Genomic DNA, 11,765 nt, shown 5'->3' with positions numbered 1-11,765 from the left:
GAATGCCATATCGAAAACAGTTGGAACAGCAAAAGGTGCAATTGAATTTATAAAAGCTGGTGGGGACTTGGTGATGATTTCACATTCTTTTGGTCCGCAATTAGAAACAATTAAAGAAGTTACACAAGCTGTTTTATCGAAAGAAATTGATGAATCTATGGTTGATGCTGCTTTCCAACGAGTGTTTCAATTAAAAAAGAAGTATTTAAAATGGGAAGATATTGATCTAGAGCAAAAAATGCTAATCCCAGATTTTGTAGGGGGAGCGGAGCATAGATTAATGGCTGAAAAAATTTATAGACAAGGGATTACGATTGTAAAGAATGAAAATAATATCCTTCCATTATCTAGTAGTCCAGAAAATAAAGTACTGATTGTTTATCCAGAGAATAATCAAACGTTGCTTGTGGAGGATAAGCGTTATTCAACGATGTCTTTAGGAGAAGCAATAAAAGCCATTCATCCATCAGCAGATATCGTGACTATTTCCAACCCACCGACTATAGAAGAGATCAGGACTATCATCAAACGATCTATTCATTATGATAAGGTCATTGTAGCAACTTTATCTATAGTAAGTGGTAGTATGCAAATAACCTTAATAGAAGAATTGGTAGAGGCTGGGGCAGAAGTCATCGTGTTAGCGATTAGAAACCCATATGATTTAGCGTATTTACCGACTGTTCCTGTGTATATCTGTACATATGAATTTACAGAAACAGCCTTACGAATAGCAGCAGCTTGTATATATGGACAAGAATGTGTAACAGGCAAATTACCAGTTACAATAGAAAAAAAACAATAGAAGAATTTTATTTTTCAGCTTAAATATCTGAATAAAATGAATTGTTCAACAAGTTTTTTTCAAGTTAAGGAGGTGAGGTAGACTTCTTATTCGTTTTGGTATTAGGGTATTTTTCTAGTAGTTTTATAGGAAGTAACATTCATTTAGGGGGGAAAAAGGTGAAAAAGTTTTTAGTAGCATGTATCACTATCATTTTAGTTATTTCAATGGTTGGCTGTAGTAAAGATGCAAATGGAAAAAACAAGGATGGCAAAGATGTCATCACTGTATGGACGTACCCACATTATAAGGAAAATCCTGATGTAGGACAAAAAAGCTATGAAGAACACCTCCAAGAGTTAATAGCTGATGTAGAAAAAGAAAATCCAGATATTAAAGTAGAGTATGAGATTTTATCTTGGGAAGAAGGAGCAAAAAAATTCGATGTTGCTCTAAATGCTGGAAATCCACCAGATATATTCTTCTCGGTTATGGAACCAAAATATATTAAAACAGGATTAGCGGTACCATTAGATGAATATTTTGATAGCGATGATTTAGCAGATTTAGAACCATTCGCAAAGGAAAATTTCACAATTGATGGGAAGTTATGGGCTATTTCACAATGGATTTCTGTTCATACATGGGGCGGAAACAAAAAAATGTTAGAAGAAGTTGGAGCTGATGTAGCTAAAATTCAAAAAGACGGTTGGACTTGGCAGGAATTTTATGATATTTCAGAAAAAATATCGAAGTTAGAAAATAACGGAAAAAAAGTATACGGCTTCGTAACACAAGGGAAGGACGAAGAAACATTTACTCATCTAATGAGAAATAATGGCGTGCTTAAAACGGTTACCGAAGAAGGAGAATTTCAATGGAATGGCGATAAAACCATTGAAACATTAAACTTTATGAAAAAAATGATGGACAATGGAGTAATGCCGAAAGAAACAGCTGGCATAGATGCACAAAAAGCAAATGATATGTTTAATGCGGGAGAAACTGGTATTTTTGGTAGAACTGGTCCTTATCAAGTTCGATTTAATGAAAATCGTAATAAAGAGATTGATGCTGGAAAAACCAAAGGAGAAAAAATCGATTTTGTTTTATTACCTTTCCCTCATAATGAAGGAGAACAAGAAGTTGCAACAGGTGGTGGAGGAGGTATGTGGCTATTTAAACAAAAAAATTATAAAGGCGATGAACATACCGAAAATGCGGCAAAAGTATTAAATTATTTAACTGGAACAAAATCAAGCGTAACGGCTGCAACTTTGTTTATTCCACCTGCTAGAAAATCTGGACAAGACATGTTTGCTGATTTATTACAGCTTAATACAGATAATGGCCAATTTATTAAAAGAACGTTAGGTTATGTACAACCTGGTTCTAAGCTAGATCCTGATTTAGCGCAAAAATCACAACAGGTATTGAATGAAGGAATTAGACCGAAATTTCAAGGCTTCTTAGCTGGGGAGTTAACACCTGAAGAAACAGTTAAAGAGTGGACTAGTGTAGCAGACAGTGTCCTAAAATAGAATTGCGATAAGAGGAATAACAGCAATAACAGCAATCTGTAGCTTGCACTGTTCGCTTGAGAAAAGGAGGGGATGAAATCTCTCCTTTCTCCAATAAACAGGAACCGAGTCTGATTAAAGACACATTTAAATTTGTTTAAATTAAAGGGGGCGACATGCTATGACCACAACTGTTCAGAAAGCAGGGAATAAAAAGGAGAATATCAAGCAATTTTTCATAGATTATGGTTGGTGTTATGCCTTTATTGGGATGCCTATTTTATTGTTTCTTGTATTTACTGTATATCCACTTGTAACGTCCTTTATTATGAGTTTTCAAGAATACAATATTATGGGTTCTACCTTTATTGGGTTAGAAAATTATCAGCATTTGCTTTCAAACGATGTTTTTTGGAAAGCGATGAAGAATACGGCCATCTATACAGTTGGGACCGTACCTGTAAATATTATTATTTCCTTCTTTTTAGCTTTAATGATTTTTCCGATTAATAAAAGCTCACAAACCTTTTTTAAAGCATCGTTTTATTTACCGGCCGTTACTTCTGGCATTACCATGTCATTAATCTGGCTATGGATGTTTGATCCAACTGATGCTGGCCTTATGAATGTGATACTCGGCTGGTTAGGGATGGATTCTAAAATGTGGTTAGCTAGCTATGATTCAGCATTATTTTCTATTATGCTTATGACCTATATTGGTGGACATGGAAGTGGGGTTATTTTATACCTTGCTGCAATGGGTGGAATTCCTAAATCGTTATACGAAGCAGCAGATATTGATGCTGCAAGTTGGTGGTCAAAATTAAAAAATATTACTTGGCCATTATTAAAACCGACTACATTATATATGTTAATTACAGGTATTATAGGCTCGTTTCAAGTATTTGAGGCTACCTATGTAATGACACAAGGAGGACCCAATTTTGCAACGACCACGATCGCGTATTTGATTTATCAACACGCATTTGAATACTACCAATTTGGTCTGGCCTCTGCAGAAGCATTCATATTAGGGTTTATCATTATAATAATATCCATCTTGCAATTTAAATTTTTGGCGAGTGATGTCGAATATTAGGAGGGTATAAATGGAAGTGAAATCTACTATTGATTATAGTCAACAAAAGATTATGGATGAAAAGAAAGACCGGAGAATCAAAGTATTTAAAAAGATTGGCATCTTTATCATTTTTGTTTTATTAAGTCTTTGGGCTATATTTACTTTTATCCCATTATTATGGATGGTCAGTTCATCCTTTAAGGATTCAAGCGCGATTACTGCCGTTCCTCCAGAATTAATACCAAAGAATCCCACATTAGATGCCTATAAAAGAATGCTAAGTGCTGCAGGATTAGGGCGTTGGTTTCTAAACAGTGTGATCGTCTCAGGAGTAAGTACGATTATTAATGTTTTCTTTGCGTCTCTGGCAGGATACGCATTTTCAAAGCTTAGATTTCCTGGGAGAAACGGGTTATTTTGGATGTTACTATCAACGATGATGATTCCAGGACAAGTTACACTTATTCCATTGTATATTTTAGTAGTTAATACATTTCAATTGCAAAATACATATATTGGATTAATTGTTCCTGGAATGGTTAGTGTCGGCAGTATATTTTTAATGAAACAATTTATGAGTTCCTTGCCAAGCTCTCTTATTGATGCTGGAAGAATTGATGCCTGTAGTGAGTTCCGAATTTTTTGGAAGATCATTCTTCCGATGGCGAAACCCGGTTTAGCTGTATTAGGCATATTCACGTTTGTTGCTCATTGGAATAACTTTTTCTGGCCATTTTTAGTTACCAATACAAATAGCATGAGAACGTTACAGGTGGGGTTAACAAGCTTCCGTTTCGAAAATTTACAAGATTATGGGGCAATGATGGCTGGAGCTGTATTTAGTGCATTACCGATGATTCTTGTTTTTCTTGCTTTACAAAAATATTTCTTGCGTGGAATTACTATTGGAGCTGTAAAAGGATAGGAGGAAAATCAATGAGTGAAGTTCGATTTGTAAATGTTATAAAAGAGTTTGAAGATGATAACAAGGGTATCGTCCGTGCAGTAAACGATTCTAATTTTACCGTAAAGGATAGAGAATTTTTAGTATTTGTTGGGCCTTCCGGATGTGGGAAAACAACTTCCTTACGTATGGTTGCAGGTCTTGAGAGACAAACATCTGGAGATATTTATATAGGTGATCGATTAGTTAATAAGGTTCATCCGAAAGATAGGGATATTGCGATGGTTTTTCAGGATTATGCATTATACCCACATATGACTATAAGAGAAAATTTGGAGTTTGGCTTAAAAAACTTAAAAACACCTAAAAAAGTAATCGAAGAAAAAATCAAAGAAGCTGCTGCTATTTTAAGTATCGAAGATTTATTAGATAGAAAGCCCCGAGAGTTAAGTGGAGGACAAAAACAAAGAATTGCCGTAGGGAGAGCGATTGTCCGTAATCCAAGTGTTTTTCTATTTGATGAACCATTAAGTAATTTAGATGCCAAGCTGAGAGTTCAAATGCGTGTAGAATTATCTGAACTGCACAAAAGACTAGGAGCAACTATTATATATGTAACGCATGATCAAGTAGAGGCGATGACATTAGGAGAAAGAATTGTAGTAATGAATCAAGGAAAAATACAGCAAATCGCTTCTCCAGAAGAGCTGTATGAGAAACCAAACAATATGTTTGTAGCTGGATTTATTGGTGCACCACCGATGAATTTTATTCAGGCAAGATTAGAAGGAAATAAGCTTTATGCAGCAGGAAGCGAATTTATTGTTCCTGAGAGATTATTATCAAAGTATAAAGCATATCAAGGAAAAGAGGTTGTATTTGGAATACGTCCAGAAGATATTATGACAACAGATTTAATCAACTATCAGCCTAAAGAAAATCTGATTACCCCGACTATTAAAGTAGTAGAACATTTAGGGGCTGAGTATCTCCTTTATTTTAATATTGGTGATGAACAAATCACGAGTAGAGTTAGTGCGGAACATAAAATAAATAAATTATCACCTATTTCTCTATTCTTTAATTTAGAAAAAATGCAATTATTTGATGTGGATACAGAGGAAAGAATTTCGTGATTTTTTTTGGAAGGTGTCATCGTTATGAAGAGAGAAAAAATAATAAAGTAAAAGTATGGTGAGGATAATGCTATCGATTAGTAAATTAGTGAAGAAAACGGGACATCAAATTTTTACGAATATTATGTCTGTCGTGTTTTGCAGTATTGCTTGGTCTTTATTTGTTGTTCCAGTTGTGTTTATATTACCTATACCTGGTGCAATGGTATTTCTATTTTTGACGTTCATACCAGCTACAGTGGCCGTTTATTCGTTAATGAAACGCATGTTAATGCATCAACGTTATAAATTTGGTGATTTTTTTCGTCAATTCTTCTATTACTTTAAGAGAGCCTTTTTATTTGGCATCCTTTTTTGGTTGGCAATTATTATACCTGCTTCCTCTTGGTGGTATTATGTAACACTTAATCATGGATATATGTATTTCTTATTTTGTATTTTTCAAACCTATCTCTGTATTACTTTTTTAATCTCACAAGTATATACGATTCCCTATCTTGTAATGGAAGATTTACACCTATTACAAGCGATGAATAAATCAATAAAAAAGTTTATGTCACATACTTGGTATACGATTGGTTTTTTTATGCAAATTCTATGTATCGCTATCCTTTTAAGTTTTACAGTAATCGGCTTTTTCTTATTGTTCATTGGTATTCTTACCATATTTATTTTAAATGCAACAGATAATATAGAGTTGAGTGAAAGAGAGTATGGAAATCAACAGACAGCTAAATAGGAATCACGCTGATAGATGGTTATATAGTAGAAATTAGTTTATTAACACGGATATAGAAGAGAAAAAATTGTTAGTTAATTAATATCTTTATATAGAAAGGAAGGGATAGTTTGAAGCTAGGACTTGACCATTTTTTAGAAAAGAAGGTTCACCTTTTAAACGGAAAGAGGATCGGATTAGTAACAAATATGACAGGAGTCAATGCCCGACTGCAGCCAACCATTGATTTATTTTATGAACATCCAGCTATTCATTTAACCGCACTTTTTGGACCAGAACATGGAATACGTGGGGATGCAAAAGAAGGAGAGAAAGTTGTTTCTTCTACAGATCCTTATACAAAACTTCCTGTTTATAGTTTATATGGAGAAACGAGAAGACCAACAAAAGAGATGATGGATTCTATTGATGTAGTGGTGTTTGATTTACAAGATATAGGATCTCGATATTATACCTATATTTATACCATGGCTTATATGATGGAAGCATGCGCTGCATATGGTAAACACTTTATCGTTTTAGATCGGCCAAACCCTATAGCTGGAAATGTGATGGAAGGAAATTTGGTGAAAGAGGAGTTAAGGTCTTTTGTTGGCTTGTATCCAATCCCAAATCGTCATGGATTAACAGTCGGTGAATTAGCTTTCCTTTTTAAACATGAATTTCATATAGCGTGTGAGCTTACGGTTATTCCTATGATAGGTTGGAAAAGAAGTATGTATTTGGAGGAAACCAATTTATTATGGGTACCACCTTCCCCTAATACGACGAGTATAGATATGACACTGTTATATACAGGGACATGTTTAATAGAGGGCACTAATTTATCAGAAGGAAGGGGAACAGCACATCCATTTGAATATATAGGAGCGCCTTTTATAGATGGCTATTATTTAGCCAAAAAGTTTAATGAGAAAAAACTATCTGGTGTATTAGCAAGACCAACTTCATTTAAACCAACCTATCAAAAGTATAATGGAGAAATTTGTCAAGGTGTACAGCTACATGTGGAGAATAGAAAGACGTATCAATCTTTAAAAACAGGTCTAATGTTAATAGAAACAATTGCGGAAATGTACCCTGATTATTTGGAATTTCCTATGGATAAAAAACAAAATAGATCCTTTTTTGACTTAATTTCAGGTGATAAAGAGGTAAGAAATAAGATTGTGGAAGGTAGAGTCAATGAATTTATGGAAGCTTGTGAATCAGAGCTTGAGCAATTTAAAAAGCAAGTAAAACCATATTTATTATATGGTGAATGATAACAGCATTAACGGCTTTGGGTTATACAGCAACAAGCGGTAAATTATACTAGGAGTAGGTGAAAAGATGATAGTTTATAGAACGTATCAATCTGGTGATGAAAAGCATATTGTTCAACTTTGGAACAAATGTTTATTAAATGATCCTATTACCTTAAAACGATTTTGTAATTTAGTCCTGTTAGATGTTAACTTTGATCCAACAGGATTAAAACTAGCATTTTCTAAAGAAAGGTTAATAGGATGTGTTTATGCAATAAGAAGATTGCTTCCAATGTATGGGACTGATTTAGAGGAGGAAAATGGTTGGATCCCTTTCTTTTTTGTACATCCTAAATACGAAGGGAAAAGGATAGGAACGAGTTTATTAGAAGCTGCTGTTCAATTTCTCTGGGATCATAACCGAAAGGATATATTCTTTTCATCGTATGCACCAAATTATATTTTACCAGGATTGGATGTAACGGCTTATCCAAGGGGAAAAGTCTTCTTAGAGAAAAATGGATTTAAAAAACTGTATTCTCCAGTTGCTATGGATCAAAACCTTGTGGAGTATAAAGAGAAAAAGGGCATAAAATCATTGAAACTGGAGAGAGAAGTAGAGGGATATACATTTGAGTCTGCGCAGAATAAAGATCTATATGAATTAATTCACTTTGCAACAGAGAAGTTTAATCCTGATTGGGGAAGGGCAATTAGAGAAGCTATTTTGCATGGGGGGCAATTAGAGAATATATTTATTGTAAGAAAAAAGGGTGTTCTCGTTGGATTTTGCATGCATGGTGCTTATGAGGGAATAGCGGAGCGTTTTGGTCCATTTGGAATTGATACAGACGAGCAAGGAAAAGGTTTAGGTAAAATATTACTTCATGAATGCCTCTTATCCATGAAGTCAAAAGGTTTACATAATGCATGGTTCCTTTGGACAGGTGAAAAAACAGCAGCAGGTTATTTATATAGGAAGACAGGATTTAACATAACTCGAACGTTCCACGTAATGAAAAAGACAAGAGTGATGTCAGAGTAAGAGTGAGTTGTAGCAGTTTTTATTAAAAAATAGGAGTTTTTATGTATGTATGCGGTCGGATTAATGTCAGGAACCTCTTTAGATGGAATTGATGCTGCATTAGTTGAAATTAAGGGGAGTGGATTAGACGTACGTGTTAATCTAGTGGATTTTCAAATGTTTCCTTTTTCAAAAGAGATTCTTGCAGACATAAAAGATTGTATTTCTATCGAAAAATCAAATGTTCAATTAATATGTAATGTAAATTTTAAACTGGGTTTCTTATTTGCCAAAGCTGTGAAAGTTCTTTGTGAGAGGAATGATTTTCCTATCGAAAAAGTGGATTTTATTGGTTCCCATGGCCAAACAATCTATCATCATCCACAGAAACAAGGGATAAATATACCATCCACTTTACAAATAGGAGAACCAGCTGTTATTGCTTATGAAACCAATTGCATTGTCGTTTCTAATTTTAGAACAATGGACATGGCAGCAGGAGGACAAGGTGCTCCTTTAGTTCCATATTCTGAATTCCAGTTATATAGAAATCCCTCTAAAAATCGAGTGCTGCAAAATATAGGAGGAATAGGGAATGCAACTGTTCTTCCAAAAAATGCTGCAATTACAGATATTTATGCCTTTGATACGGGACCAGGAAATATGATGATTGATGAGGTATGTCAACAGTTATTCGGTGTTCCTTATGATGAAGATGGAAAATTATCTTCAAAAGGAAAAGTAGATGAGGATCTATTAATGTTTTTGATGAAGCAACCATTTATAACAATGCCTCCTCCTAAGACGACAGGGAGAGAAATGTTTGGAAAAGAATTCACTTGTAAAGTAATAGAAGATTTTTCTTTCTTATCTAAATATGATATTTTGACGACTTTTACCATGTTTACAGCTAAATCCATTGAAAGTAATTATCGAAATTTTATTTTCCCCAAAATGAATATTGACGAGGTTATAATAAGTGGAGGGGGAAGCAAAAACCGTTCGCTTATCTCTATGATAAAGCAATTATTTCAAGCGGCTTGTAAGATTCATGTTCAAGAAGACCTTGGTTTTTCATCCGAAGCAAAAGAAGCGATTGCTTTTGCACTATTAGCAAATGAAACCATTCATGAGAATGTTAGCAGTATTCCTAATGTAACAGGAGCTAATCAAGCTGAAATATTAGGGAATATCACTATTCCATATAATAAACCACTATCATATATATTCAGAAAAAGAAAGATTTAATAAAATACTTATTTTTTTGTGTTATTTTACAAATTCAGTCGATATATCTATTGAAAAGAGGTGATGGCTTTTGTCAAACATTAATGGAGGGCTGGTTATGCTTGCTGCAATGATGTCTAAGTTACCTCCATCAGAAAGAAAAATTGCAGCGTATATAATTGAGAATCCTCAAGAAGCGATTCAATTAACAGCTAGTGATTTAGGGAAAAAAAGTAATACTAGTAGTGCAGCCGTTATTCGTTTATGTAAATCCTTAGATTTAAAAGGGTTTCAAGATTTAAAACTAAGGATAGCAGGAGATTTACAGAAATCTGATGATATCGGATTTCGAGATATTGAGCCAAGGGAGTCAGAGTTCTCAATCATACAAAAAATAACCAATAATAGTATACAGACAATAAAAGAAACGTCGGAATTAATAAGTACAGTAGAACTATCTAAAGCTGTAGAGTTAATTAAAAAATGTAGAAATATTCACTTTTTTGGCGTGGGTGCATCTGGAATTATTGCTAAGGATGCCCAACAGAAATTCCTAAGAATTAATAAATCTGCAACGGCTTTTAACGATATTCATATGGTTACAACGATTGTGGCAAATGCACAAAGTGATGATGTCGTATTTGGTATTTCCTTTTCGGGAACTACCAATGAGGTAGCTAAAGTCTTAGAGCTAGCCAACAAAAAAGGTGTTCCGACTATTAGCTTAACGAGATATGGTACTTCGATAGTGAATGAACAAGCAAGCATTCGTTTGTATACCGCAATAACAAAAGAGGCCATTTTTAGAAGTGGTGCAACTTCATCAAGATTAGCTCAATTACATATTATTGATATCTTATTTATGTGCGTAGCAGCTCAGCAGTATGATGAAACTGTAAAGTATATTGACCAGACAAAGGAAGCAATTGAGTTTATTAAGGAGAAGTAGAATTAATGGGAGAGGGATCCGGCCCTTAAAAGTTTGGAATGGAGAAATGAAAAATTTCTATTGATTAGAATGTACCAAGAGAGGACGCTCTAAAATCCATGGCTTTACAAGCCAAAATAACGGTTAAAGCAGTTAATTTTAAGGGGATAGTAGCTATATTATCCTCTTAAAAAGGAGAAACATTTGATGTCTATGTTTTTTGGAAAAACTGAGGATTTCCCCAAAATGTCAGCCTTAATGTAGAATTATATTTTAACTAAGCGGCACTTTTTCAATGATCCTGAAACTATCCCCATGACCCATCTATCTATATTCCTCCGTATCTTCTTTTTCGATGTTGGTACTCATCATCTATTGCTTGTAGAAATTCTTTTTCAGAGAAATCTGGCCAAAACACATCGGTAAACCAAAATTCTGTGTAGGCAAGTTGCCATAGTAGAAAATTACTTAGACGTTTTTATCCTCCAGTTCGAATAAGTAGATCAGGGTCTTTTATACTGGCTGTATATAAATACTTTGAAAGTTGCTGTTCATTTAGATTATCCAGTGCTAATTTTCCACCATTTAAGTCGAGAAGCATAATCTTCATAGCGTATAGAATTTCCTGTCTGCTTCCATAGTTGATTGTAATATTTAGTTGTAGAGTGTTATTGTCACGAGTGCGATCCATGGCATAATGTAGGGATTCATAGGTATAAGATGGTAGGTTTTTCATATCATCAATTATCTCGATGCGTACATTATTGGTAATAAGGTCTGGTAAATAAATATGTAGAAACTCTTTAGGAATCCTTAAAATAGAGTCAACCTCTGACTTTGGAGGTTTCCAGTTTTCTGTAGAAAATGTATAAAGTGTGAGCATCTTCACTTTGTATTGGACTGCAACTTTGACCAATTTTACAATGAAAGCTATCTCTTTTATGTCCAAAAATTCTTGGCATACCTTGCTTCTGAGCCCACCACCCATTTCCATCCATAATGACAGCAACATGCTCCGGTTCCACTAGCCTTGCATGATAGTAATTTATTTAAATTTATTAAATTTTTTTACATTTTATTTTGTGTTCTTGAAGAAAAAAGGAGAATGGGGTCTTATATGACCTTGTTCCCTTTTTTTGATGGTTTCGAAAACCCCTGGCTATGCCGGGGGTTCC

10 protein-coding genes and 1 pseudogene are annotated in these 11,765 nt (G+C 34.3%); 10 read left to right on the top strand and 1 reads right to left on the bottom strand.

Annotation, left to right across the window (positions count from 1 at the left end; all coding sequences use genetic code 11):
- From ADJ83_RS00420 to ADJ83_RS00375, 10 genes are all read left to right on the top strand, one after another.
- Positions 1 to 805 (top strand): glycoside hydrolase family 3 C-terminal domain-containing protein (locus ADJ83_RS00420; RefSeq protein WP_048716368.1); only part of this gene is annotated, 805 nt, incomplete at its 5' end.
- A 158-nt stretch (positions 806 to 963) separates the two neighbouring features.
- Entirely contained in the window at positions 964 to 2,325 is a 1,362-nt protein-coding gene (locus ADJ83_RS00415) for an ABC transporter substrate-binding protein (RefSeq protein WP_035416678.1), read from the top strand.
- A gap of 160 nt (positions 2,326 to 2,485) precedes the next feature.
- Positions 2,486 to 3,403, top strand: coding sequence for a carbohydrate ABC transporter permease (locus tag ADJ83_RS00410; RefSeq protein WP_031539361.1), 918 nt, complete (start codon positions 2,486 to 2,488; stop codon positions 3,401 to 3,403).
- 52 nt (positions 3,404 to 3,455) lie between these two features.
- On the top strand, positions 3,456 to 4,310 hold the full coding sequence (locus tag ADJ83_RS00405; RefSeq protein ID WP_048716372.1) for a carbohydrate ABC transporter permease: 855 nt from the start codon (positions 3,456 to 3,458) through the stop codon (positions 4,308 to 4,310).
- Positions 4,311 to 4,321: 11 nt separating this feature from the next.
- Positions 4,322 to 5,425 carry an ABC transporter ATP-binding protein gene (locus ADJ83_RS00400; RefSeq protein WP_031539359.1) on the top strand — a complete coding sequence of 368 codons (1,104 nt, stop codon included), beginning with the start codon at positions 4,322 to 4,324 and terminating at the stop codon, positions 5,423 to 5,425.
- A gap of 67 nt (positions 5,426 to 5,492) precedes the next feature.
- Positions 5,493 to 6,164 carry a DUF624 domain-containing protein gene (locus tag ADJ83_RS00395; protein WP_031539358.1) on the top strand — a complete coding sequence of 224 codons (672 nt, stop codon included), beginning with the start codon at positions 5,493 to 5,495 and terminating at the stop codon, positions 6,162 to 6,164.
- A gap of 110 nt (positions 6,165 to 6,274) precedes the next feature.
- Entirely contained in the window at positions 6,275 to 7,429 is a 1,155-nt protein-coding gene (locus tag ADJ83_RS00390; protein ID WP_031539357.1) for an exo-beta-N-acetylmuramidase NamZ family protein, read from the top strand.
- Between the two features lie 67 nt (positions 7,430 to 7,496).
- Complete coding sequence (locus ADJ83_RS00385) at positions 7,497 to 8,456, top strand: GNAT family N-acetyltransferase (protein ID WP_031539356.1); 960 nt, start codon at positions 7,497 to 7,499, stop codon at positions 8,454 to 8,456.
- A 45-nt stretch (positions 8,457 to 8,501) separates the two neighbouring features.
- Positions 8,502 to 9,683, top strand: coding sequence for an anhydro-N-acetylmuramic acid kinase AnmK (gene anmK, locus ADJ83_RS00380; RefSeq protein WP_031539355.1), 1,182 nt, complete (start codon positions 8,502 to 8,504; stop codon positions 9,681 to 9,683).
- 97 nt (positions 9,684 to 9,780) lie between these two features.
- Positions 9,781 to 10,611 carry a MurR/RpiR family transcriptional regulator gene (locus ADJ83_RS00375; RefSeq protein ID WP_031539354.1) on the top strand — a complete coding sequence of 277 codons (831 nt, stop codon included), beginning with the start codon at positions 9,781 to 9,783 and terminating at the stop codon, positions 10,609 to 10,611.
- A gap of 307 nt (positions 10,612 to 10,918) precedes the next feature.
- Here the strand turns inward: ADJ83_RS00375 and uppS are convergent.
- A pseudogene (gene uppS / locus ADJ83_RS00370) lies at positions 10,919 to 11,473 on the bottom strand (polyprenyl diphosphate synthase).
- Positions 11,474 to 11,765 lie beyond the last annotated feature (292 nt).

Origin of the sequence: Bacillus sp. 522_BSPC (assembly GCF_001076885.1) — a bacterium.
GTDB lineage: Bacteria > Bacillota > Bacilli > Bacillales > Cytobacillaceae > Niallia > Niallia hominis.
This window is presented reverse-complemented; position numbering and strand designations above follow the sequence as displayed.

What these genes read in the sequence shown, in the direction of transcription:
- ADJ83_RS00410 (WP_031539361.1), top strand. Translation starts at nt 2,486, where the DNA reads ATGACCACAACTGTTCAGAAAGCAGGGAATAAAAAGGAGAATATCAAG.
- ADJ83_RS00405 (WP_048716372.1), top strand. Translation starts at nt 3,456, where the DNA reads ATGGATGAAAAGAAAGACCGGAGAATCAAAGTATTTAAAAAGATTGGC.
- ADJ83_RS00400 (WP_031539359.1), top strand. Translation starts at nt 4,322, where the DNA reads ATGAGTGAAGTTCGATTTGTAAATGTTATAAAAGAGTTTGAAGATGAT.
- ADJ83_RS00395 (WP_031539358.1), top strand. Translation starts at nt 5,493, where the DNA reads ATGCTATCGATTAGTAAATTAGTGAAGAAAACGGGACATCAAATTTTT.
- ADJ83_RS00385 (WP_031539356.1), top strand. Translation starts at nt 7,497, where the DNA reads ATGATAGTTTATAGAACGTATCAATCTGGTGATGAAAAGCATATTGTT.
- anmK (WP_031539355.1), top strand. Translation starts at nt 8,502, where the DNA reads ATGTATGCGGTCGGATTAATGTCAGGAACCTCTTTAGATGGAATTGAT.
- ADJ83_RS00375 (WP_031539354.1), top strand. Translation starts at nt 9,781, where the DNA reads ATGCTTGCTGCAATGATGTCTAAGTTACCTCCATCAGAAAGAAAAATT.